Source organism: Microbulbifer sp. TYP-18 (assembly GCF_040932045.1).
Lineage (GTDB): Bacteria > Pseudomonadota > Gammaproteobacteria > Pseudomonadales > Cellvibrionaceae > Microbulbifer.
Map to the genome: position 1 here is coordinate 1 of NZ_JBFRBC010000011.1, position 23236 is coordinate 23236.

Here is a 23236-nt window from a genome sequence, read left to right on the forward strand (position 1 = left end):
CTTGAAGGCGGGGAAAGCCCGCCACCAAGGCCCGTAAGGGTAAAAAATGGCCTTAAATCGTCTATTTGGGCCGAGAATTGCGGATTCAAACGATTACCGTGTTCGAATCTGAGTGAAAATCAACGGCCTGCTAGGTTGCTGCGCAATGCCAGCGCTAAGCACTGAATTTAAGGCTATTACATAATTGCGAGGGATTTCAAGGGCTCTCTACATAGCTACGGATGCTTTAAATTGGCCGGTTTATAAACAAAGAAAAAGGGGCGCTAAAGCGCCCCTTTAGTTGACGATTGCTGCAAGTTGTCTAGAACTCGTAACTCACGCCAGCCCATGCATAGCGGCCTCTGAAGTCATAGGCGCTGTTCCAGTCGCCGAAGCCGGAGACATCTTCAGGCTCTTCGTCGGTGACATTGTCAATACCTGCGGACAAACGCACCGCATCGGTTACAGTCCAACCTGCATTGAGGTCGAGATAGGTTACGGCGTCTATCGGCCGGAATGAACTTTCCCCATCGCTCAGATACCGGATATCAGTACCAACCTGCCAATCGTTGCCGTACCAAGTGGCACTGGCGAGGCCTCGCCAGTCTACATACAGGCCGCTGGTTGTGCCGACGAAGTTGACCAAATCAGTCTCAGTGCCGGATTGTTCATTGAACTCCTCGTACTCCAGCAGGTGCGTGGCCTGAGCACGCAGATCCAGCTGTCCTGCGTTGAAGTAGAAGCTCTTGGACACATCCAGGTCGATACCGCGGGTATCAGTTCGGCCAATGTTCAATTGCGCACCTTCGAGCTGGATAATCTGGTTGCCAGCACCGCGGGTAACAAATTGACAGGCGTCGGCAATCCCCTCCCGGTAACAGTCGTCGAGAATACGCTGTAAATCGGGGGAGGTGATGGTATCGTCGATATGAATATCAAAATAATCCAGTGTGACAGACAGATCTTCTACAAAGCCCGGTGTCCACACTATACCCGCAGTGAAGGTTTTGGCTTCTTCTGGTTGGAGATCTTCGTTGCCGCCGATATTGGTCGGTACCTGGTTACCGGCCTGGGTGAACCCAGGATTAACAGCTGAGCAGTTGGCACCCTGACCTTCGCCATTGGCCGGACTGGTATCACAAGGATCGATCAGGAATTCAAAACTTTGAGCCGTACCGCTGAACAGCTCGTAAATGCCAGGTGCACGAAAGGCGGTGGAGTAGCTGGCACGAAAACGCAGATCTTCGATTGGCGCATATACCAGCCCAAACTTCCCGGTGGTTTCGCCGCCAAAAGTGCTGTAGTCAGAGTAGCGCACTGCTACATCTGCTGACAGCTCCTTCGCGAACCTGGCATCCTCAAAGATCGGTAGGTTGAACTCTGCAAACACCTCAGAAACATTGTAATCGCCGCCAGTGGCATCCTGCTGGTTACCAAAAGTATCGCCGCTTTGGGTTTCCGGGCTCGGATTGAACTCTCCGGACTCTTTCCGGTACTCCAAGCCAGTGGCAAAACCCAGTGCGCCGCCCTGGAACTGTATCGACTCAATGTCACCGGACAGGGATGCCCCAACATTGATCAGTTCATATTCGTTGTCTTCGCGGTCGTTGTAGCGGAAGTAATCGATAATCTCGGGGCTTATTCCTCCGGCAAGCTGGACGTCCAACCCTGCCTCGCCACTTAGGACTTCATCCAGTCGAGCCCTGTTATAGGAGTTGCCGATGGAGTTTTCACCCTCATTTCTGCCATAGCTGGCGAATGAGTCCCAGTTCCAGCCATTGGCCAGATCACCACGGAGACCGCCTACGAAGCGGTAGGTATCAGTGGTTTGTTCTGAGTTGCGGGTGCCGCCGGTTACCGGCCGGATACGAAAGTCGTTGAACCCTTCAACCCAACTGTTGCCAGGGAAGGGGTTCACCGCGTCATCAGGATTGCTTCCATTGGCCACCCAGGCATTGAATGCTTCCTGCCATGTACTTTCCAATTGGTTCTGAATCTCGACTGGCAGGTGTTGCTCCGGATTTATGACAAGGCCCGTGCTGGAAAGCATTGGTTGTGCGGCCAATTGCTGGTTGGTGGTTTTGTTGGTGTAACTGAATTCACCGTAGGCCTCAACCGAATCAGTCAGAGAATAATTACCAGACAAGCTGAAACTGGTACGATCCAGGGCACCGGATAGCCACATAAATTGGCCGATATTGTAGGGCGAATAGGGGTTCAGACTGGTGCCATCGTCACCGACAGAAAAGTTGCCGTAATTGGTAAAAATATTGCCGTTAGGGGCTATAGAGCTAAACAGACTGGCCCACTCGCGGTCGTTATAAGTGATTTCATCCCGTGTGCTATGAGTGATGTTGCCAATTATGTTGCCGCGCTCACCTTCGTTCCCGAACGTAATCGAGAGTTCGCCATTCTCGCCGCCACCCTCTTCAGTAACGCCGCCACGGGCACTTATGCGTACGCCATCATATGAATCTTTCATGACCACATTGATGACACCCGCTACTGCGTCCGAACCATATACCGCGGAAGCACCATCGGTGAGGACTTCGATGCGATCTATCATGTCCACTGGGATATTGTTCATATCCACTGCGGAACTGACACCCGAAGCAGACGACACGAAACGGCGCCCATTGACCAGAACCAGAGTGCGTGCAGAACCCAAATTACGCAGATCGACAAATGCCAGACCCAGGCCGCCGTTGTTGTCGTTCGCATTGATTCCGGCGTTGCCCAGGGAGGGCAATTCGTTCAACAGCTCATCGATGGTGCCGACACCGGACCGTTGAATCGCCTCAGAGTCAACCACTGTGATCGGCCCAGTAGTAGATAGAGGGTCACGTGCGATACGCGAACCGGTTACTACAACTTCTTCCACAGCAGGTCCAGAAGTAGAGTTTTGAGCCATCACACCGGTAGCGGTCACAGTGCTAAGAGTTGCGACAGCAACGCTCAATTTGGTTTTGATCATACTGCGTCCTTATTAAACTTAAATAAATTTAAATTAAATTGTGCTTATGAAGTATTTATCGCGGATGCGGACTTTAATGCATTAAGGGTAAATAAGGAACTAAACTGACTATATTGCGGTCAACTTACGAACGCCAAGCTGGGTAAAAATTAAACTAAACGGTCATTTTTCGTTCTTAACTAGGTAGATTTATCCTACTTTTTGTATCTAGCAGTTAATTTTTTACAAAAAAAGGTGAATTTTGTGACAATACATTTATATTGAAGTGAGTGAAGGAGGCGAGGTTAATAATTGATCTATTTGTCTATTTATTAACCTATTTCTAAGCATCTGCAACAATAAATACAATAGGCCAATACAACTGGCTGTCAGTGGCACAAATCCATTGGGTGATAGTTACACCTGGGGGCAGGAAGAAAGTATCTATGGGGGCCTTTCGCCTCTACTCAGTGGAATGGACGTGGTTGTGGGAGGGAATCAGGCAAAGGACTCTTTTACCCCATCGAGAAATAGTTGCACCGCCAGCATCACCAGCACCATGCCCATCAGGCGCTCTACCGCGATTAATCCTCGGCCACCCAGTAGTCGTGCCAGGGGTGCCGAAGCCAGCAGAATAAGTGCCGATACCGTCCAGGCTCCCAGCAGCGCCAGGGTCCATTCGAGCAGCCGCTCCCCCTCGCTGTTGGTCATCAGCATCAGGATTGCCATGGTGGACGGCCCCGCCACCAGGGGCACTGCCAGGGGTACGAAGAAAGGTTCACCCTCCAACCGTTCGCCCATGATGCCCCCTTCGGAGGGGAATACCATGCGGATGGCGATCAGAAACAGAATAATGGCGCCCGCTATACGAATGGCTTCCTGTGAAAGGCCGAGCCAGGCCAGGAGAAACCGCCCGCCATACAGGAAAACCAGCAGCACCAGTAGCGCAAAGATCAGTTCACGCATAATGACGTAGGGCTGGCGCTTGGGGGGGACACTCTTCAGTGCCGCCAGGAATATGGGGATATTGCCCAGCGGATCCATGACGAACAGCAAAGTGAGAAAGGCAGTTAGAGTATCCATTTATCCATCAACTTGAGAAGGTGCCGGCGGCAATGCCCCGGTTTCCTGGCAGGCGAAATTGCGCCCCGACCGGTAGTGTTCCAATTTTAACAGACCACAGGGTCCGGCGTGGTGCCATAAGCTAAGGTTCACCCGCCCCCAGGTGGAGCGAGATCTGGTTGGCCATAAGCGTCAGGCCTGCAGTGTGGAAAGTATTGATGTACCGTGCCCGCTCGGCAGCCTTGACCATAGGTTCCGCCACGCCCAGGGCAATGGTCTTCAGGCTACCTGTCGCTATTCACACTCCCGCTTGCGATATTGGCCCGGCGAGCATCCGGTCACCTGCTTGAACGCCTTGCGAAAGGCGGCCTCGGATTGATAGCCAGCCTGCTCTGCAATATCCGCAATGCTGCGCTGACTGGTCAGCAGAATCTGCTGGGCATCACGCATACGCCACTGTGTAAGGTATTGCATGGGCGTGATATTGACCAGGTCGCGGAACCGATTGACAAACGCCGTCCTTCCCATGGCAACGGCTTGGGCCAGAGAGTCCAGTGTCCAGGGTTGCTGCGGCTCATTGTGAATCAGGTTGAGGGCCTTGCCGATTTTCGGGTCTGCCAGGGCGCCCAACAGGCCCCGTTGCTCGGCCTGGTGCATTTGCAGGCGTAAAACCTCGATAAACAGCAGGTAGGCCAGGTGATTTGCAGCTGCGAAACAGCCCATTTCCCTTGTCTGAAGTTCGTTGATCAAGAGGCCGACAATGGTACGGATCTGCGGCTGGGAACTCTGAACCCCAAAATCGAGAATCACCGCCGGCGGCATGGCATCCAGTAATGGCCAGGCAATTCGGCTGCTGAACTCAAAGAAACCACAAACCATATTGGCGGAAACCGCCTGGCCTTGGTCGATCGGTTGATTGACTTTGTCCTCCGGGGGCTCTTTTGACTCGCTGGACACCACATGTTGATGGTCGTAGGGAAACAGCACCAAGTCACCAGCCGTCAGCAGGGTCGGCTCCTGGCCGGGCCGATGCAGCCAGGCCTTGCCCACCGTCAGTAAATGGAAGGGCATCCGACGCGACCCCGAGGTATCGATTGCCCAGTGGCCGCAGAAGTCCCCATGGGCATAGACATCTACCTTCAACCCCAGGCCCTGCAGGATCCTGCTCAGGGCGTCCCTATCATCAAGGTACATAATAGCTCTCGAAATCGTACGATCTGACCGAAAAAGTGAACAAAGTAGCATTTTAAGTTCATATGGTCCTACTTTATAGTCCACTCCGCAACCTGGTTGCCAACACTGACTATCTGTATTTGGAGGAACTAAGCATGACAATCAGAAAGATCTTTGCCCTGTGTGTCCTGGCTAGCGGCCTATTGATGGCTGCGGTCGGCTATGCCGGCACACCGCAAAAAAACAGCGAAGGCGTGACTGTGATTCATCTTGATGAATACAACGGCTATTTCGAAGCCAAGGAAACCGTCGCTGGTTTGGAGGCTGGTGAGTACGAATTTGTTGTCACCAACAAAGCTAATAAACTGGTAGGATTTCAAATCCAAAACTACAAGACACACGCCCAACTGGACATGTTCCCACTGGAGCCAGGCGAGACACGCAGATCGCGGGTTACCATCACCGAGCAAGGGGTTCGTTTCCGTTGCCCCATCAACCCCACGCCTTGGTATGACCTGGACGTTGTCAAAGCGGCGAAATAATTCTAAAGCATATCTAGGGCCTGTTCACACTAACTGAGATAGCCCTACTGCTACTGGTTTTGTGGCCTGCAAGGCAGGAATTGCGCAGTGTGGTGGGTCCACATAAGCAATTTCTAACGCCGCAGGGCGCGAAACCAGCTGCAGTCCTTCGGGTTGTGCTGGAAAAGACGCCACTCTTCGTTGCTCGTCGCTCATTTGGAAAAACCAAACCGCGCTCCTCTTGCCTCGATTGGCCCCTTTTCTGTCACAACAGGGCCAATTCAGTGGTGTGAACAGGCCCAAGTGCAGATTCAATTCAGAGTATATCGAGATGCCGGTCCGGGTGGCTGGCATCTCGAGAATAATCGGAGGTTCCCTGGTTGCCGGCTACAGGATAGAACCCCCGCAAGAACAGGGTGACAATGCGGTGGGCTGTTGGCTCACATTCCCGCAACTGGAGGCTGTAAAGAGGGTGAATTAATATGAAACCCTATTTTTAGAAGTACTACAAAGTCTTTTTTCCCGATAGGGATCGCCAGGAATTTTTTCAATCAATTCAATTTATCTGGTCCAAAAATTCCAGCTTCCCACATTAATTTATTTCAGGTTCCCAGTTTAAATAGCTTTTGCTTCACCATTTTCCAGCAACCTGAAATACTGCCCGTTTTTGATCAGTAGACCTTCGCTTTTCCGGATGGGGAAACTGACTACATAGTCCTTTGGATGTTTTACATCAATTGCCAGAACCTTGTTCTTGTATAAGGCTGTGACTTTGCTTTGCAGTGTATGGCCAACGACCACCGCATTGGCGCCTACGGCTTCCAAACCCTGCTCAATCTCCCGCTGTGATAAGTCGTCCTTAAAGTAACCTCGATACCAGGCTGGCCCGGTTGTGCTGGATCTCAAAAAAGATTCCATAGTCTCGACAACTGGCGTGTAATATAGATTTCTATAGCTTTCGCGGACAAGGTTATTGATTTCCTGCAGGGAAAGATCGAATTCCGCTAAACGGGGATGAATGCCGCCATGTGTAAAAGCAATCTCATTAATCACCTCCAGAACATTTTTTGATGCCATCCAGCGGCCCAAAAATGAGTTTTCATCGAACAGGTGATACTGTTGTTTTCCCAGCATGCCTGCAATATAAAAATATTTTTTATTCGCAGACTGATAATTACCCTGTAGACTTTTTATTTCATGATTTCCGATTATAAAATGTACCTTTCCTCCGGCCAGTTTGGCAGACTGCTCTAACTTATAGATCCCCCAAAGGACTTGGGTTGTGGAGGCGCCGCGATCCACAAAATCGCCGACAAGCACAAGGTGACCCTGGCCAAAAGTCCAGTTTAATTGTTTGTCCGCCACACCGTGAGTCACCAAAAAATCCCTGAAAGCACTGAAATTGCTTTCAATATCCGATATGGCGACTATAGGCTCTCCGTCATCATAAGTTGTTTCTGGGGTTATGATTTCAGGGTCAATAGTGACAGTAAATTCACTGGCGTCTAATGGAAATGGAACAGCAAAACTGAGTGATCCATATTCGGTATTAAATGTTTCATCGGTATAAAATCCATTTTCTTTACTGCCTTTTATTCTTTTGGCAAACGGTAGATTGTTTTCATAGAAGACATGGACTTCCCCGCCCAGTTTATAGGCAAGTTTATCTTCAGATAAATGAGCATCGGCGCCAATATACAGTCCGAATCCAATCGCGCACAGAAATAGTAAGGTAAAGGTAATTCCAAAGTGTTTTAAGTTGGTGAAAATAACAGACACGGATTAATTCCTTTTATTGTTGGTTTAAATATGCATTTTCAATATGCGGGAAATCCTGGAGGTTAAATAGAATGTCGAAAAACCAATCAATATAGCCGTGGAAATCACCCATACAGTGCCTAGATCTTGGGCTGATTGGTCTGCTTGGCTAAATGAGATTATTAAACTGTTACCATGTTCCGCAATCCAAACGCTAAAAATAGAGGGGCTGATTAATTTGACTATTGCGGCTGCAATGAGGGCGATGCTGATGCCAAATCCAGCGCTGACAATTAAATAGTAGATGCTTTTGCTAATCCCTTTCCTGATTCCCGACAAAGGCTTTAGCCCTTTTGGAGGTGCAGCACCTGTAGTAACATGCTCTATATATCCTGCTGCCAAATCCCTTGGAGTGCCCAGTCTGGCTAAAATCAATTCAATTTCTGTATTGTCAGATTTTTCCTGTAGATCGAGAGAATCATAGATATGACTTTCGATTTCCCGAACTACTTCCAGAGCTTGAATTTCACTTATTCTGGATAAGTAAATTTCCAATTCGGATAAGTAATTATGTATTAGTTTGCTTCGCGCCATATTACTTCCTTTTATCCTTTAATTCACACTGTTTAAATAACTTGTTAATATCTTTAACAGACCTTAGCCACCGGTTTTGAAGTCCATCCAGCTTGTCTTGCCCTGCAGCGGATAATCGATAGTATTTACGTGGTCTGGACTCACCTTCTTGTAGCCAATAGCTTTCAATAACACCTTCACGCTTTAGGCGATCAAGGAGAGGGTACAAGGTCCCTTCGGTAATCTTCATGGTTTCAAATTGATGAAGGCTGTGAAGAAGCTGAAGGCCAAACTGGGCTTCGTGGCCAAGCAGGGCCAAGATCACCATTTCCAGTGTCCCTTTTCGGAACTGCACATCCCATTTATGTTCGGTAGGCTCCAAATTGTATTCCTTCTATGTATTGTCAAGTAACTTTGTACTGCAATGTAGCCTTGTAATGCATTTTGATTTGAAGTGCAAGCAAATTCTTAATTCCCGAAGCTTGGTGCTACTCCTGCCCGCTCCCAATGGGTGCTTTTTAGCCCATGTTCCTTTTGAACGGATCTACTTACTGGCATCTGTCCGGAAGTGGAGATGCCAAAAAAAAGTTGTATGCGCCTAAACAGTGACTGATTACCACAAGATAATAATAAAGAAGGAGTGGGTGGCGAGTGGTCGTGGGGTGCAGCGTCTTCGAGCAAATGCTAAACCGCTCCGCGACTTCGGCAATGCTATGGATTAGTTTAGACAGGCTGTTGAAAAATACTTTTTCAACAGCCTGCAGACTTGATCTGACAGTCCGTATTAAGGCATTCGCGATTATGCGTTGACACTTTGTTGGCATTTTGGCGGGATTTTCAAAGAGTAAGGTTAAGGCACAAATCGCTAACCCCTTGATTTTACTGGTACCAGAGGCCGGACTCGAACCGGCACGGGTTTTACCCCAACGGATTTTGAATCCGTCGTGTCTACCAATTTCACCACTCTGGCACAGGTGCCGAGGTATTGGGAGGCGCCTCGGCGAGGGGGACGATTATAGCGATGGCCTGGAAGCGGTCAACCGGATTTGGCGGCGGGGCGCCTTTCCGTTACCCTTCGCGCCCCGAACTACTGACATAGCGGAACGCCTAGACTCTAGCCATGCGCCGCCAGGACTTCCATTTTGACCTCCCCGATGAGCTGATCGCCCGGACCCCCACCGAGGAGCGGCGCGGCAGCCGTCTGCTGTGCCTGAACGGGGGCACGGGAGGGCTGCAACACCGCCGCTTTGCCGACTTGCCGGAACTGGTAAAACCGGGTGACCTGCTGGTGTTCAATGATACCCGCGTAATCCCGGCAAGGCTGTTTGGGCGCAAGGCCAGTGGTGGCAAGGTGGAGATCCTGGTGGAGCGGGTGCTGGACAGGCGCCGCGCTCTGGTCCATATCCGCTCCAGCAAATCCCCCAGGCCCGGTAGCGCCATTCTGCTGGAGGACGATACCGAAATACAGATGCTGGCCCGGGAAGGCGTGCTGTTCGAACTGGAGTTCCCGGCGGAGGGGGTGCTGCCGGTGTTGGAGCGGCTGGGCCATATGCCCTTGCCCCCCTATATTGACCGGCCGGACGATGACTCGGACAAGGAGCGCTACCAGACGGTATACGGCCGCCATGCGGGCGCGGTGGCGGCACCTACCGCCGGTTTGCACTTCGATGAGGCGATGCTGGCGGCATTGCGAAGCAAGGGGGTGGAAACGGCCTTTGTCACCCTGCATGTGGGTGCGGGCACCTTCCAGCCGGTGCGGGTGGACAATATTTTTGAGCACCGGATGCACAGCGAAGTGTTGCGGGTGCCGGAATCTGTGTGTCGAGCGGTAGCGGATTGCCGGGCGCGGGGCGGGGCTGTGATCGCGGTGGGCACCACCAGTGTGCGTGCCCTGGAGAGTGCCGCGGCCGGTGGCCAACTGGCGCCTATGGTGGGTGAAACCGACATTTTTATCTATCCGGGTTACCGTTTCCAGGTGGTGGACCGGCTGATTACCAATTTCCACCTGCCGGAATCGACCCTGCTGATGCTGGTGAGTGCCTTTGCCGGCTATGGCCATACCATGGATGCCTATCGGCAGGCTGTGCAGCAAAAATACCGCTTCTTTAGTTACGGCGACGCTATGCTGATCGATCGCAACGACGACGTGCGGGGGCTGGATGACTAGGGCCTGCTCACACTAACTGAGTTGGCCCTAGCCGGGCAGGCGCGGGGCGGCGGAGTTTCTGCGGAGCGTTTAACCGTTGTTTTGCTCCCAAATTTTGACCACCGAGGATTGTTGATGAGCGGTTCCACATCTCGCCCAGAGTGTTTTATGCAGTTCGAACTGGACACTGCCGACGGCAATGCCCGCCGCGGCCGGTTGCGCTTTCCGCGCGGGGTGGTGGAGACGCCGGCGTTTATGCCCGTGGGGACCTACGGTACCGTGAAAGGTATGTTGCCGCGGGATCTGGAGGCCATTGGTGCACAGATTATTTTGGGTAACACTTTTCACCTGATGCTGCGCCCGGGCACGAAAGTGGTGGCGGAACACGGTGATCTGCATGATTTTATGCAGTGGCGCGGCCCCATTCTGACGGACTCCGGCGGTTTCCAGGTGTTCAGCCTGGGGGATCTGCGCAAGATTTCGGAGGAGGGGGTTTCCTTCCGCTCGCCCGTGGATGGCAGCCCGGTGTTCCTCACCCCGGAGGGGTCCATAGAGGTGCAGCGGGAGCTGGGCTCGGATATCGTCATGATTTTTGACGAGTGCACACCCTATCCGGCCACTGCGGATGCCGCGCGCAAATCCATGGAGTTGTCCCTGCGCTGGGCGGAGCGCTGCAAGAGTGCCCACGGCGATGGGGCTTCGGCGCTGTTTGGCATAGTGCAGGGCGGCATGTATCCGGAGTTGCGCGATGTGTCGCTGCGCGGTCTGGAGGCGATAGGTTTCGACGGCTACGCCATCGGCGGCCTGTCGGTGGGCGAGCCCAAAGAAGAGATGCTTGCGGTACTGGATCACCTGGTTCAGCGGATGCCGGCGGACAAGCCGCGCTATCTGATGGGCGTGGGTAAGCCGGAGGATATCGTCGAGGCGGTGCGCCGGGGTGTGGATATGTTCGACTGTGTGATGCCCACCCGCAACGCGCGCAACGGCCATCTGTTCACATTCGAGGGAGTGGTAAAAATCCGCAATGCCCGGTATCGCCACGATACGGGACCACTGGAGACCGGCTGCGATTGCTATACCTGTGAACACTTCTCCCGCGCCTATCTGCACCACCTGGATCGCTGTGGTGAGATGCTGGGTGCACAGCTCAATACCATTCACAATCTGCGTCACTACCAGCGGCTGATGGAGCGGCTGCGCGATGCCATCGCGGCCGGGGAGCTGGAGACCTGTGTGGAGGACTTCTACCGGCGCCTGGGGCGCGAGGTGCCGCCACTGGCATCCTGAGGGCAAGGGGGGTAGCCGGCGCGGCCGTTTGCGGATGGGTGCGCATTGTACCCCCGCGTTATCCCCGTATAATCGGCGCAGATTCCGGACGGGTGCGGCCGTCTTGCCACTGTGTGGCCAGGCCCCGGCACCGCCCGAAATTGCCAAGTTTTATGGCCCGGCAGGGTCGACCAGAACAATGAGAGCAGCATGAATCGCTACCCACTGTGGAAATATCTGTTGATTGTCGTGGTTGTGGCACTCGGCTTCCTGTACGCCGCGCCCAACCTGTACAAACCCGATCCGGCGGTGCAGATCTCCGGCCAGTCCAGTGCCCTGACTATAGGCCCGGCTGTGCTGGCCAAGGCGCAGGAGGCGCTGGATGCGGCCGGGATCGAGTATTTTGGCGGTGAGGTGGGCCAGAAATCGGTGTTGTTGCGGCTCACTGCCATCGAGGAACAGTTGCCGGCCAAGCGCGCGATTCAGGATGCGCTGGGCCACAGCGATTACGTGGTGGCCCTGAACCTGGCCTCCACTACTCCCGAGTGGCTGCGCAACCTGGGTGCCAGCCCCATGAAGTTGGGCCTGGATCTGGCGGGCGGTGTGCATTTCCTGCTGGAGGTGGACACGGACACCATAGTGCGGACCAACCTGGATGGTTACGCCCAGGACCTGAAGGCCAAGCTGCGCGCTGCCAAGGCGCGCTATCGCAGTGTGGACTTGGTGGACAACCGTGAAATCGTTGCCCGCTTCCGCACGGAGGAGCTGCGCGAACTGGCCATGTCCACCATACGCCGGGAGTTTCCTCAGCTGCAACTGACGGAGTCCGGCGGGGGCGACAACCTGGAGATCCGTGCCTCCCTGTCGGAGCAGGAAATCAAGCAGTTGGAAGACTATGCGGTAACCCAGAACCTCACCACTCTGCGCAACCGGGTCAATGAGCTGGGCGTGGCCGAGCCGATCGTGCAGCGCCAGGGGCGCAATCGCATCGTGGTGGAGCTGCCGGGCGTGCAGGACACGGCCGAGGCCAAGCGTATCATCGGCAAGACCGCCAATCTGGAATTCCGTATGGAGGCGCGGCCCAATACGCTGGTGACCGACAAGGAGTACTTCGAGTACCGCGACGAACAGGAGGCTGCCGCCTATGGCGGTGCCTGGCTGGAACGCAAGGTGATTATCAAGGGCGACCGCGTCACCGATGGCCGGGTGGGTTACGACGAAAGTGGCTTTCCCCAGGTGAATATCACACTGGACGCCCGCGGCGGTGAACTGATGCACCGGGCCACCTGGAAGAATGTTGGCCGGCGGATGGGCACCCTGTTTATCGAAACCCGCTTTACACCCCAGCCCGGGGTCGATGCCGAGGGCAACGAAACTATTGTGCAGGTGCGCTCGGAAGACAAGAAGATTATCAGCCTGGCCACGGTGCAGAGCGCACTGGGACGCCAGTTTCGGGTTACCGGACTCGGCAGCCCGGCGGAAGCCCAGGAGCTGGCGCTGCTGCTGCGTGCCGGTGCTCTGGCCGCGCCCATGTATTTTGTGGAAGAGCGGGTGATTGGCCCGTCCCTGGGGGCTGACAATATCGATGTCGGCGTCAAGTCGGTACAGATAGGCCTGCTGGCGGTGCTGGTGTGCATGCTGTTGTTTTACCGGGTGTTCGGGCTGGCTGCCAATATTGCCCTGGCGGTCAACCTGATACTGCTGGTGGCGGTGATGTCGATTCTCGGGGCCACCCTCACGCTGCCGGGCATAGCGGGTATCGTGTTGACGGTGGGTATGGCGGTGGATGCCAATGTGCTGATTTTCTCCCGCATCCGGGAAGAACTCAGGAACGGTATGCCTCCCCAATCGGCGATCAGCGCAGGTTTTGACAATGCGTTTAGCACCATCGTGGACGCCAACATCACCACCTTGATTGTAGCGGTGATCCTGTACGCGATTGGCTCCGGGCCGGTGCAGGGGTTTGCGGTAACTTTGTCCATCGGCATCCTGACGTCCATGTTCAGTGCCATTCTCGGTACCCGGGCGCTGATCAATATGTTCTACGGCGGTCGCCGTGTACAGAAACTGTGGATTTAAAAGGGGCTGGCCATGAGTGAGACCAAGGTGGAAAACGGCAAGATCACCGAGTACATGGGCAAGCGCGTGTACGATTTTATGCGCTGGCGCAAGCTGGCTTCGGCGGTGTCCATCGCGATGGTGCTGGCATCGCTGGTGGCACTGGCGATGAATGGGCTGCGATTTGGGCTGGATTTTACCGGCGGTACCCAGGTGGAGGTGGGTTATGAGATAGCGCCGCGGGTAGAGACTGTGCGCCAGCAGTTGGAGCAGGAAGGCTATGCCGGTGCTACGGTGGTGCGTTTCGGTTCCGACAACGAGCTGCTGATCAAGCTGCCTCCGGAGGTGACCGCCGAGCAGACGCAGGCGACCGCGGGAGAGCGGGATGCCACCCAGTCTATCGGTGACAAGGTGGTGGGCCTGCTGCGCCAGAACAGTGATGGCGCGGTGGAATTGCGTCGGGTCGAGGTAGTGGGTCCGCAGATCGGTGAAGAGTTGCGGGACGACGGCGGCCTGGGCATGCTATTCGCACTGGTTGTGGTGATGGCCTATGTGGCGCTGCGGTTTCAGTATAAGTTTTCCGTGGGGGCGGTGACGGCACTGGCCCACGATGTGATTATCGTACTGGGTTTTTTTGCGCTGCTGCGGCTGGATTTCGACCTGACGGTGCTGGCGGCAGTGCTGGCGGTGATCGGCTATTCCCTCAACGATACTATCGTGGTGGCGGACCGCATCCGCGAGAATTTCCGCAGGGTGCGCAAGGCGACTTCCGCAGAGATTATCAATATCTCTATCAGTCAGACCCTGGGCCGTACCTTTATGACCTCATTCACCACTTTGCTGGTGCTGTGGGCACTGCAGTTTTTCGGTGGTGAGCTGATTCACAACTTCTCACTGGCCCTGATTGTGGGTGTGGTCGTGGGCACCTATTCTTCCGTTTACGTCGCCGCCAACGTGCTGATGGTTATGAACATTAGCAAGGAAGACCTGATGCCGCCGGTGAAAGAGGGTGCCGAGCTGGAGGAGATGCCCTGAGCGGGCCGTTGCGGAAACGGGCGGGAGGGCAGCCTGTGCGGTGCTTTCCCGTGGGGCTCAGGCCCGTGGCTTTTTGCCCAGGGTGATGTGTCGCGGGCCGGAAACATTGGTCTGGCCGCTCACGCCCTTGGGAACCTGCTCAATTTCACCACCAGCGGCAAGAAACGCCTGCACCTGCTGCTCGATGGTTTCACGAGTGTCAACAGGGGCGCTGGGTTGTTTGCGCTTGGCAGTGCTGGAAGCTTTTTTGGCCACGATAATTACCCGATATCTATACGTGAACCGGCCATTCTACAGTGTTTTGATTAAAAAATCACCCCCGGGCGCAGGCGCCTGCCGCGCGTGGTTGCGCCGGGGCGGCCTCTATCCCTGTCTGTTGGAAACTGCCAGCTATCCCTGAGCCCTCGTGACGGCGCCACTGAGCAGCGTTTTGTTCGCTTTGCGGGTGGTCCATAGGGCCGGCGATGCCGGTTATTCGGAGAGCGGCCAACCCCCCAGTTCCCGCCAGCGGTTGACGATGTGGCAGAACAGTTCCGCTGTTTTTTCCGCATCGTAGTGTGCTGAGTGGGCGCTGTTGTTATCGAAGCCGAATCCGGCAACCTGGCAGGCTTTTGCCAGTACGGTTTGCCCGAAGGCGAGGCCGGCCAGGGTCGCGGTATCGAAACACGAAAAGGGGTGAAAGGGGTTGCGTTTGATCCCGCAGCGCTCCACCGCGGCATTGAGGAAACCGAGGTCGAAGTGGGCGTTGTGGGCTACCATTACCGCGCGGGTACAACCGTGTTTTTTGATCGCGGTGCGAATCTGGCGAAACAGCTCTGGCAGCGCAACCTCTTCCGGCAACGCCTCCCGCTCCGCTGACTCCAGATCGATGCCGATAAAATCTAGCGCCGACTGCTCCAGGTTGGCGCCGGCAAAGGGCTCCAGATCAAAGCTGTGGGTCGCCTGGGGCAGCAGTACGCCGCTGTCATCCATATCCAGGATCACCGCGGATATTTCCAGCAGGGCGTCGGTGCGTGCGTTGAAGCCGCCGGTTTCCATGTCCACCACCACCGGCAGAAAGCCGCGGAAGCGCTGTGCCAGCAAGGTTTTTGAGTCTGTGGGTTCTTCTGCAGGGGTCACTCGAAATCCTTTACTCGGCCTTGTCGACGAGGCGCCAGTTCAATATTTCACCCGCGGCCAGCGGGATTAGCTGTCCGTCGCCCATGGTCAGGCTGGCGGGAAGCCGCCAGGGATCGCGCGCCAGGTAGATGCTGCCCAGGTTGCGTGGCAGGTCGTAAAAGTCCGGGCCGAACTCGCTGGCGAAGCTCTCCAGTTTGTCCAGTTTGCCGGCCCGCTCGAAGACTTCGGCATACATCTCGATGGCGGCAAAGGCGGTATAGCAGCCGGCGCAGCCACAGGCGTTTTCCTTTTTGTCCCGGCTATGGGGCGCCGAGTCTGTGCCGAGAAAAAACTTGGGATTGCCACTGGTGGCCGCTTCGATCAGCGCGGACTGGTGATAACTGCGTTTCAGAACCGGCAGGCAGTAAAAGTGCGGGCGTATGCCGCCGGCCAGCAGGTGGTTGCGGTTGTACAGCAGGTGGTGTGCGGTAATGGTGGCACCTACGCCGTCGCGGGCGTTTTGGACAAATTCCGCCGCGTGGGCGGTGGTAATGTGTTCCAGGACTATCTTCAGGGTCGGGAAATCCTGTACCAGGCGCGACAGGATATTGTCGACGAACATCTGTTCGCGGTCGAAGATATCGATATCGTCATGGGTGACCTCCCCGTGCAGCAGCAGCTTCATGCCGCAGGCCTGCATGGCCTCCAGGGCGGGGTAGATGTTGGCGATATCCGTGACGCCGGAGTCGGAGTTGGTGGTGGCGCCGGCCGGATACAGCTTGGCGGCCACCGCGCCGGCCCGGTGGGCCCGCTCGATGGTTTCGGCATCGGTCCGGTCGGTCAGGTAGATCACCATCAACGGCTGAAAGGGGTTGCCGGGGGGAATCTGCTGGCGGATGCGCTGCTGGTAGGAGAGCATGTCTTCGGCATCGACCACCGGCGGCACCAGATTGGGCATCACTATGGCGCGGCGGAACTGGCGTGCGGCATCGCCGACGGTTCTGCCCAGGGCTTCGCCATCGCGCAGGTGAATGTGCCAGTCGTCGGGAGTGCGAAGGGTGATCCGCTCCATAGTGTCTTACCGCAGGTTGGCCGATTGCGTCTTGGGGCGCAGATGCTACCGGAAGCCCGGTAGAATTGCGATGTGCCTGGCATTGTATATTAATCGAGCTATTTGGGTGCGAGGGTACCCCGGCGCTGGCCGGCGGCGGTCGGAGAGGCTACAATCGCGCCCGGAAAAAGGGCGGCACTGCCGCCGTTCCTGGGCACATCTCCAACAATAATTCTCCCAGACTGACACTCTAATTGAACTCCGCAGGGTAGTTGCGCCCGCGGCATTGTTACCGGTGGCGGCGTCCGCCGGCAGGGGAAACCGATGAGCAGGATCGACAAGGTAGTGCTGGCGTATTCCGGAGGGTTGGATACCTCTGTGATAGTGCGCTGGCTCCAGGACAGTTACGACTGTGAAGTGGTCACTTTTACCGCGGATATTGGCCAGGGCGAAGAGGTGGAACCGGCGCGCGCCAAGGCCGAGGCACTGGGGGTAAAAGAGATCTACATCGATGATCTGCGCGAGGAGTTCGTGCGGGACTTCGTCTTCCCCATGTTCCGGGCCAACACCATTTACGAGGGCGAATACCTGCTCGGCACTTCCATCGCCCGGCCGCTGATCGCCAAACGCCTGATCGAGATCGCGAACGAGACAGGGGCCGACGCCATCTCCCACGGCGCCACCGGCAAGGGCAACGATCAGGTGCGCTTCGAGCTGGGTGCCTATGCGCTAAAACCCGGTATCCAGGTGATAGCGCCCTGGCGGGAGTGGGATCTGAATTCCCGCGAGAAGTTGATGCAGTACTGTGCGCAGCACAAGATCCCGGTGGATTTTGCCTCCGGCAAGAAGAAGTCCCCCTACTCCATGGACGCCAACCTGTTGCATATCTCCTATGAGGGGGGAATCCTCGAGAACCCCTGGGCGGAGGCGGAAGAGGACATGTGGCGCTGGAGTGTGAGCCCCGAGGCCGCGCCCGATGAGCCCACCTATATTACGCTGACGTTCGACCGGGGCGATGCCGTGGCCCTGGATGGCGAGCCACTGAGTCCCGCCACCATGCTGGCAACCCTGAACAGGCTCGGGGGCGCCAACGGCATAGGCCGGCTGGATATCGTGGAAAACCGCTATGTGGGCATGAAGTCCCGCGGCTGCTACGAAACTCCCGGCGGCACCATACTGCTGAAGGCCCACCGGGCCATTGAGTCGATAACCCTCGATCGCGAAGTCGCGCACCTTAAAGACGAGTTGATGCCCCGCTACGCGCAGTTGATTTACAACGGTTACTGGTGGTCGCCGGAGCGCCAGATGCTGCAGCTGGCCATTGACGATTCGCAAAAGGTGGTCAATGGCGACGTGCGGCTGAAGCTCTACAAGGGCGGCGTCACCTGTGTTGGGCGCCGGTCGGCGGACAGCTTATTCGACGAGCGTATCGCCACTTTTGAAGAGGATGCCGGCGCATACAACCAGAAGGATGCGGAGGGATTCATCAAATTGAACGCCCTGCGTCTGCGTATCGCGGCCCGCAAGGAGCGAAAACTGATCTAGATCAGTTTCTGCGGGTGAATGATGCGTTTAAATCGTCGCCTGCGGGGCGGCTCGGACTACTTTGATTGGATGTAGCTGTAAATCTAACGGCGGGCTGCCGCATGTTTAGTGGAAACGAACCTTACCAAGCAACGGAAGTAATAAAATGACGACAACCGTGGCAAAGACCGGCCCCGCGCTGGACTATGACTACAAAATCGTACGCCAGTTCACCATTATGTCGGTGGTCTGGGGCATCGTCGGTATGGGTGTCGGGGTACTGCTCGCGGCTCAGCTGGCGTGGCCGGAGCTGAACGACTTTTTTCAGCCATTCAGCCACTTTGGCCGCCTGCGCCCCCTGCATACCAACGCGGTGATTTTCGCGTTCGGTGGCAGTGTGTTGTTCGCTACTTCCTATTACGTGGTGCAGCGCACCTGCCAGACCCCGCTGTGGGGGGGGTGGCTGGTGCCGTTTACCTTCTGGGGCTGGCAGGTGGTCATAGTGGCGGCGGCCATCACCCTGCCCATGGGCCTGACCACCACCAAGGAGTACGCGGAGCTGGAGTGGCCGATCGATATTCTGGTGACAGTGATTTGGATCGCCTATGCGCTGGTGTTCTTCGGTACCATCGCCCAGCGCCGCACTTCCCACATTTATGTGGCGAACTGGTTCTTTGGCGCCTATATCGTCACTATTGCCTTCTTGTACGTTGTTAACAATCTGGAAGTGCCGGTCTCGGCCTTCAAATCCTATTCCCTGTTTGCCGGTACCACTGATGCCATGATCCAGTGGTGGTACGGCCACAATGCAGTGGGCTTTTTCCTGACCGCGGCTTTCCTCGGCATCATGTACTACTTTGTGCCAAAACAGGCCGGTCGCCCAATCTATTCCTACCAGCTGTCCATAGTGCACTTTTGGGCCCTGATCTCCATCTACGTGTGGGCCGGCGGCCACCATTTGCACTATTCAGCCCTGCCGGACTGGACTCAGAGTCTGGCGATGATCATGTCCGTGATTCTATTGGCTCCGTCCTGGGGGGGCATGATCAACGGCATCATGACCCTGTCCGGTGCATGGCACAAGTTGCGCACCGACCCAACCCTGCGTTTTCTGGTGGTGTCCCTGTCTTTCTACGGCATGTCCACTTTTGAAGGCCCGATGATGTCCATCAAGACGGTGAATGCCCTGTCCCACAATACAGACTGGACCATCGGCCATGTGCATTCCGGTGCCCTGGGCTGGGTGGCGATGATCTCCATCGGTGCCCTCTATCACCTGGTGCCGGTGCTGTTCCACCGCAAGGAGATGTATAGCGTGAAACTGATCAATGCGCACTTCTGGCTGGCGACCGTGGGCACGGTGCTGTATATCGCCGCCATGTGGGTCAACGGCATCACCCAGGGGCTGATGTGGCGCGCCTTCAACGCCGACGGCACCCTCACCTACAGCTTTGTGGAGAGTGTCATCGCCAGCTATCCGGGCTATATCGTGCGCTTTATCGGTGGTGCTTTCTTCCTGATCGGGATGCTGCTGATGGCCTACAACGTGTACCGCACGGTGACGGACAAAGAGAACTCCGCCCAGCAGGACAACACAGTGCCGCTCGCCCAGCCCGCACAGTAGGAGACCAGGCAATGAAAAACCATGACATCGTCGAGAAAAACATTGGCCTGATGGTGCTCTTTATCATTGTCGCCATCAGCTTCGGAGCGCTGGTGGAGATAGTTCCACAGTTTTTTATCAAGGCGAACAATGAGCCGATAGCGGGACTCAAGCCCTGGGATCCGGTGGTTCTGGAGGGCCGCGATATCTACATCCGCGAGGGCTGCCACGTCTGCCACACGCAAATGGTGCGGCCGCTGCGGGCTGAGGTGGAACGTTACGGCCACTATTCCATGGCGCAGGAGAATGTGTACGAACACCCCTTCCTGTGGGGTTCCAAGCGCACAGGTCCGGATCTGGCCCGGGTTGGTGGCCGCTATTCCGATGAGTGGCACAGGGCCCACCTGTACAACCCGCGCAATGTGGTGCCGGAATCCAATATGCCCGCCTTTCCCTGGCTGTTCGACAATGTGGTCACCGGTGAGCACACCGCCAATAAGATGCGCGCTCTGCGCTTCGCCGGTGTGCCTTATACGGATGAAGATATTGCCAAGGCGCGCGAGCCGTTCGTGGGTGGTCGGGTGAAGGAAATCGACGCACTGGTGGCCTACCTGCAACAGCTGGGTGTCCTGGTGCAACAGAAGCGCTGAACAGGGAGTACCCACAGATGGATATCAATGTATTGCGTCAGATCGCTGTCGTACTCGGAGCTGTGGCCTTCATCGCCATATGCTGGTGGGCCTTTTCCCCCAAACGCAAAAAGCGCTTCGAAGAGGACGCCCAGCTGCCATTCGCAGATGAGGAGCAGTCGCGGCGCGCAGCCTACAAGGCGGATGGAAAAGATATAGAAGACGAATCGGCCGCGGGTGGGGGACAAGAGCACCCGCCTTCGGCGGAACAGAACAAGGGGCAGGACAAGCAATGAGTACATTCTGGAGTTTATGGGTCATAGTACTCACCCTCGCCAACCTGGCACTGATCATCTGGGTGTTGTTCGCCAACCGCAAGGTGGCGGTGAGCGATCAGGATGAACCCGGTAACGAGACCACCGGACACGTCTACGACGGCATTGAGGAATATGACAACCCCCTGCCGCGCTGGTGGTTTATGCTGTTTGTCGGCACGCTGATTTTCTCCGCCATTTATCTGGTCATCTACCCGGGCATGGGCAACTTCAAGGGCATCGCCGGCTGGACCTCCGTGGGGCAGCTGGAACGCAGCCAGGAAAAGGCGATGGAGAAATTTGACCAGACTTTTGGCCAATACGCGCAGATGCCAGTGGAGCAGATTGCCGAGAATCCCCAGGCGCTGAAAATGGGTGCGCGCATTTTTGCCAATAACTGTGCCGTCTGCCACGGCGCCGATGGTGGCGGCAACTATGGTTTCCCCAATCTCACCGATGATGACTGGCTCTACGGCGGTACTCCGGAAAAGATTCTGCAAACCCTGTACCAGGGACGCCAGGGGGTGATGCCGCCACAGGAGCCGATTATCGGTGAAGAGGGTGTGCGAAATACCGCCGAGTATGTGCTGGCGCTGAACGGCCTGGAGCACAATGCGGAGATGGCCGCACAGGGCAAGCAGGTGTTCGACCGCGTATGTATGGCCTGTCACGGGCTGGACGCCAAGGGAAACCAGGCAATCGGTGCGCCCAACCTGACCAATAATATCTGGCTCTACGGCAGCAGTCGCGAGCAGATTCAGCACACCATTCGCGGCGGTCGCAGCAACCAGATGCCGTCGCAGAGCGACAAGCTGCGCGACGACAAGATCCGCCTGGTGGCCGCCTATGTATACAGCCTGTCCCGGCAGGAAGAGGTGGAGCAGTGAGCCGCCGCTGAGTGGTAGCACCGGCCCCATCCGCCGCCGGCGGGGGGCCTGACAACACGGGCGCGCAGGGACGAAGAACAAAAGCCTCATTGTTTAGCTGACGAAGAGTGCTCCCCGCTGCCCGGAGCCAAAGTGAGGTTTTTGGTGAGTGATCTGATCCCCACTCGGGAAGAGCAGGAGGGCGATGGCCAGGTGCGCTATCGCATGCTCTACGAGTCCGACGATAAGGTTTATACCCGCCACATCAGCGGCATTTACACCCGCGTGCGCAAATACACCGGTCTGCCGCTGTTGGCCGCTTTCTTCTTTATACCCTGGATCAATCTGGAAGGCCGCCAGGCTGTGTTGTTTGATCTGCCGGAGCGCAAATTCCACATTCTCTGGTCCACTTTCGGCCCCCAGGATGGCTTCCTGCTGGCCTGGATACTGATCATGGCGGCGTTCGCGCTGTTCGCGGTCACCACCTGGCTCGGGCGGGTCTGGTGTGGTTTTACCTGTCCGCAGACGGTGTGGACCATGATGTTTATGTGGGCGGAAAGGCTGTGCGAGGGGGACAGGGCCAAGCGCATCAAACTCGACGCCGCGCCCTGGAGCCTGGAAAAGGCCCTGCGCAAATCCGGCACCTACGCTATCTGGCTGTTGATCGCCGCCGCCACGGCGCTGGCCTTTGTGGGTTATTTCTACGGTATCCGCGATCTGGTGGTGGATCTCGCCAGCCTGAAAGCACACCCGCAAGCGGTTTTCTGGGTGGCTTTTTTCACTCTGGCTACTTTCTTTAATGCGGGTTTTTTGCGCGAGCAGGTCTGCAAATACATGTGCCCTTACGCGCGTTTCCAGTCGGTGATGTACGACCAGGACACACTGGCGGTTCAGTATGATGCGCGCCGGGGCGAGACCCGCGGGCCGCGCAAGAAAGGTATCGATTACCAGTCTGAAGGGCTGGGCGACTGCATCGACTGCTACTGGTGTGTCCAGGTCTGTCCGGTGGATATCGATATCCGCGATGGGATGCAGTACGAGTGTATCAACTGTGGCCTGTGTGTGGACGCCTGCAACAGTGTCATGGACAAAATGGGCTATCCGCGCGGACTGATCCGCTTTACCTCCGAGGACGAGCTGGAGACCGGCAGGACCAACTATCTGCGGCCGCGCCTATTTGGCTACGCATTGGTGCTGGCGGCGATGGTTGGATTGTTCAGTTATCAGCTGCTGACGCGGAGCCCGGTCGAGGCGGAAGTGCTGCGCGACCGGGGCGCCCGTATGTACCGGGAATACCGCGGCGATATCCAGAATGTCTACACGGTGAAAATCAATAATATGGATCGGACTGCGCACGAGTTTTCCATTCGCGTCGAGGGCCGCGAGGGTGTGGATTACTCACTGCGCAAGCCGCGACAGATTTACGTGGGGTCCGGGGAAATTTATGCGGTGCCGATTCGCGTCAGTGTGCCCAAGGATCAACTGCGGGATAGCAAGCACGATATCCATATCGTGGTGCAAGCGGTGGATCAGCCGGAACTGCAGGACCGGCACCAGACAGTTTTTATCGGCCCCAAAAGGTAAGGGCAGGGAAAGAGTGACGGGCTGCGGGCCCTGAGAGGCGGTT

General features: G+C 56.1%; 20 protein-coding genes and 1 tRNA gene. 11 read left to right on the top strand and 10 right to left on the bottom strand.

Features of this window, described 5'->3' with window-relative positions; translation table 11 throughout:
- Nucleotides 1-301 precede the first annotated feature (301 nt).
- The 3 genes from ABVT36_RS10590 to ABVT36_RS10600 all read right to left on the bottom strand — a co-directional run bounded on the left by ABVT36_RS10590 (nt 302) and on the right by ABVT36_RS10600 (nt 5188).
- Nucleotides 302-2953, bottom strand: coding sequence for a TonB-dependent receptor (locus ABVT36_RS10590; RefSeq protein ID WP_367150370.1), 2652 nt, complete (start codon nt 2951-2953; stop codon nt 302-304).
- Nucleotides 2954-3430: 477 nt separating this feature from the next.
- Entirely contained in the window at nt 3431-4015 is a 585-nt protein-coding gene (locus ABVT36_RS10595) for a MarC family protein (protein WP_368456551.1), read from the bottom strand.
- A gap of 273 nt (nt 4016-4288) precedes the next feature.
- Nucleotides 4289-5188, bottom strand: coding sequence for a cupin domain-containing protein (locus ABVT36_RS10600; protein WP_368456552.1), 900 nt, complete (start codon nt 5186-5188; stop codon nt 4289-4291).
- A 134-nt stretch (nt 5189-5322) separates the two neighbouring features.
- Between ABVT36_RS10600 and ABVT36_RS10605 the strand changes: the two genes are divergently transcribed.
- Complete coding sequence (locus ABVT36_RS10605) at nt 5323-5709, top strand: hypothetical protein (RefSeq protein ID WP_367150373.1); 387 nt, start codon at nt 5323-5325, stop codon at nt 5707-5709.
- A 594-nt stretch (nt 5710-6303) separates the two neighbouring features.
- Here ABVT36_RS10605 and ABVT36_RS10610 read toward each other — a convergent pair.
- From ABVT36_RS10610 to ABVT36_RS10625, 4 genes are all read right to left on the bottom strand, one after another.
- Nucleotides 6304-7467: a metallophosphoesterase gene (locus ABVT36_RS10610; protein WP_368456553.1), complete on the bottom strand. Its 1164-nt coding sequence runs from the start codon at nt 7465-7467 to the stop codon at nt 6304-6306.
- A gap of 24 nt (nt 7468-7491) precedes the next feature.
- Nucleotides 7492-8040, bottom strand: a complete 549-nt coding sequence (locus ABVT36_RS10615; RefSeq protein WP_368456554.1) for a hypothetical protein — start codon at nt 8038-8040, stop codon at nt 7492-7494.
- Nucleotide 8041: 1 nt separating this feature from the next.
- On the bottom strand, nt 8042-8401 hold the full coding sequence (locus ABVT36_RS10620; RefSeq protein ID WP_368456555.1) for a PadR family transcriptional regulator: 360 nt from the start codon (nt 8399-8401) through the stop codon (nt 8042-8044).
- A gap of 501 nt (nt 8402-8902) precedes the next feature.
- Nucleotides 8903-8989: transfer RNA gene (locus ABVT36_RS10625), tRNA-Leu, on the bottom strand.
- Between the two features lie 150 nt (nt 8990-9139).
- On the opposite strand from ABVT36_RS10625, the gene queA reads away from it, so the two are divergent.
- The 4 genes from queA to secF all read left to right on the top strand — a co-directional run bounded on the left by queA (nt 9140) and on the right by secF (nt 14524).
- On the top strand, nt 9140-10186 hold the full coding sequence (gene queA, locus ABVT36_RS10630) for a tRNA preQ1(34) S-adenosylmethionine ribosyltransferase-isomerase QueA (RefSeq protein ID WP_368456556.1): 1047 nt from the start codon (nt 9140-9142) through the stop codon (nt 10184-10186).
- 147 nt (nt 10187-10333) lie between these two features.
- Nucleotides 10334-11452, top strand: coding sequence for a tRNA guanosine(34) transglycosylase Tgt (gene tgt, locus ABVT36_RS10635; protein ID WP_368456557.1), 1119 nt, complete (start codon nt 10334-10336; stop codon nt 11450-11452).
- A gap of 189 nt (nt 11453-11641) precedes the next feature.
- Entirely contained in the window at nt 11642-13510 is a 1869-nt protein-coding gene (gene secD / locus ABVT36_RS10640) for a protein translocase subunit SecD (RefSeq protein ID WP_368456558.1), read from the top strand.
- Nucleotides 13511-13522: 12 nt separating this feature from the next.
- Complete coding sequence (secF, locus tag ABVT36_RS10645; protein WP_367150432.1) at nt 13523-14524, top strand: protein translocase subunit SecF; 1002 nt, start codon at nt 13523-13525, stop codon at nt 14522-14524.
- Nucleotides 14525-14581: 57 nt separating this feature from the next.
- Here secF and ABVT36_RS10650 read toward each other — a convergent pair whose 3' ends face one another.
- The 3 genes from ABVT36_RS10650 to pyrC all read right to left on the bottom strand — a co-directional run bounded on the left by ABVT36_RS10650 (nt 14582) and on the right by pyrC (nt 16694).
- Nucleotides 14582-14779, bottom strand: a complete 198-nt coding sequence (locus ABVT36_RS10650) for a hypothetical protein (protein ID WP_367150433.1) — start codon at nt 14777-14779, stop codon at nt 14582-14584.
- A 216-nt stretch (nt 14780-14995) separates the two neighbouring features.
- A complete protein-coding gene (gene rnt / locus ABVT36_RS10655) occupies nt 14996-15643 on the bottom strand; it encodes a ribonuclease T (protein WP_367150434.1) in 648 nt (215 codons plus the stop codon).
- 10 nt (nt 15644-15653) lie between these two features.
- Nucleotides 15654-16694: a dihydroorotase gene (gene pyrC / locus ABVT36_RS10660; RefSeq protein WP_368456559.1), complete on the bottom strand. Its 1041-nt coding sequence runs from the start codon at nt 16692-16694 to the stop codon at nt 15654-15656.
- Nucleotides 16695-16997: 303 nt separating this feature from the next.
- Here pyrC and ABVT36_RS10665 point away from each other — a divergent pair, with 303 nt between their 5' ends.
- The 6 genes from ABVT36_RS10665 (at nt 16998) to ccoG (ending at nt 23193) form a co-directional block, all read left to right on the top strand.
- Nucleotides 16998-18218 carry an argininosuccinate synthase gene (locus ABVT36_RS10665; protein ID WP_367150436.1) on the top strand — a complete coding sequence of 407 codons (1221 nt, stop codon included), beginning with the start codon at nt 16998-17000 and terminating at the stop codon, nt 18216-18218.
- Nucleotides 18219-18363: 145 nt separating this feature from the next.
- Complete coding sequence (gene ccoN, locus ABVT36_RS10670; protein WP_368456560.1) at nt 18364-19821, top strand: cytochrome-c oxidase, cbb3-type subunit I; 1458 nt, start codon at nt 18364-18366, stop codon at nt 19819-19821.
- A gap of 11 nt (nt 19822-19832) precedes the next feature.
- On the top strand, nt 19833-20450 hold the full coding sequence (gene ccoO, locus ABVT36_RS10675) for a cytochrome-c oxidase, cbb3-type subunit II (RefSeq protein WP_367150438.1): 618 nt from the start codon (nt 19833-19835) through the stop codon (nt 20448-20450).
- Between the two features lie 17 nt (nt 20451-20467).
- Nucleotides 20468-20725, top strand: coding sequence for a cbb3-type cytochrome oxidase subunit 3 (locus tag ABVT36_RS10680; protein ID WP_368456561.1), 258 nt, complete (start codon nt 20468-20470; stop codon nt 20723-20725).
- Nucleotides 20722-21630 carry a cytochrome-c oxidase, cbb3-type subunit III gene (ccoP, locus tag ABVT36_RS10685; RefSeq protein WP_368456562.1) on the top strand — a complete coding sequence of 303 codons (909 nt, stop codon included), beginning with the start codon at nt 20722-20724 and terminating at the stop codon, nt 21628-21630. The genes ABVT36_RS10680 and ccoP overlap by 4 nt, the downstream gene beginning before the upstream one ends.
- Before the next feature lie 144 nt (nt 21631-21774).
- Nucleotides 21775-23193, top strand: coding sequence for a cytochrome c oxidase accessory protein CcoG (gene ccoG, locus ABVT36_RS10690; RefSeq protein ID WP_368456563.1), 1419 nt, complete (start codon nt 21775-21777; stop codon nt 23191-23193).
- The last annotated feature ends 43 nt before the right edge of the window (nt 23194-23236 follow it).

Excerpts from the sequence above, each read along its gene's own strand:
- ABVT36_RS10590 (WP_367150370.1), bottom strand. The coding sequence starts at position 2,953 with ATGATCAAAACCAAATTGAGCGTTGCTGTCGCAACTCTTAGCACTGTG.
- ABVT36_RS10595 (WP_368456551.1), bottom strand. The coding sequence starts at position 4,015 with ATGGATACTCTAACTGCCTTTCTCACTTTGCTGTTCGTCATGGATCCG.
- ABVT36_RS10600 (WP_368456552.1), bottom strand. The coding sequence starts at position 5,188 with ATGTACCTTGATGATAGGGACGCCCTGAGCAGGATCCTGCAGGGCCTG.
- ABVT36_RS10605 (WP_367150373.1), top strand. The coding sequence starts at position 5,323 with ATGACAATCAGAAAGATCTTTGCCCTGTGTGTCCTGGCTAGCGGCCTA.
- ABVT36_RS10615 (WP_368456554.1), bottom strand. The coding sequence starts at position 8,040 with ATGGCGCGAAGCAAACTAATACATAATTACTTATCCGAATTGGAAATT.
- queA (WP_368456556.1), top strand. The coding sequence starts at position 9,140 with ATGCGCCGCCAGGACTTCCATTTTGACCTCCCCGATGAGCTGATCGCC.
- tgt (WP_368456557.1), top strand. The coding sequence starts at position 10,334 with ATGCAGTTCGAACTGGACACTGCCGACGGCAATGCCCGCCGCGGCCGG.
- secD (WP_368456558.1), top strand. The coding sequence starts at position 11,642 with ATGAATCGCTACCCACTGTGGAAATATCTGTTGATTGTCGTGGTTGTG.
- secF (WP_367150432.1), top strand. The coding sequence starts at position 13,523 with ATGAGTGAGACCAAGGTGGAAAACGGCAAGATCACCGAGTACATGGGC.
- pyrC (WP_368456559.1), bottom strand. The coding sequence starts at position 16,694 with ATGGAGCGGATCACCCTTCGCACTCCCGACGACTGGCACATTCACCTG.
- ABVT36_RS10665 (WP_367150436.1), top strand. The coding sequence starts at position 16,998 with ATGAGCAGGATCGACAAGGTAGTGCTGGCGTATTCCGGAGGGTTGGAT.
- ccoN (WP_368456560.1), top strand. The coding sequence starts at position 18,364 with ATGACGACAACCGTGGCAAAGACCGGCCCCGCGCTGGACTATGACTAC.
- ccoO (WP_367150438.1), top strand. The coding sequence starts at position 19,833 with ATGAAAAACCATGACATCGTCGAGAAAAACATTGGCCTGATGGTGCTC.
- ABVT36_RS10680 (WP_368456561.1), top strand. The coding sequence starts at position 20,468 with ATGGATATCAATGTATTGCGTCAGATCGCTGTCGTACTCGGAGCTGTG.
- ccoP (WP_368456562.1), top strand. The coding sequence starts at position 20,722 with ATGAGTACATTCTGGAGTTTATGGGTCATAGTACTCACCCTCGCCAAC.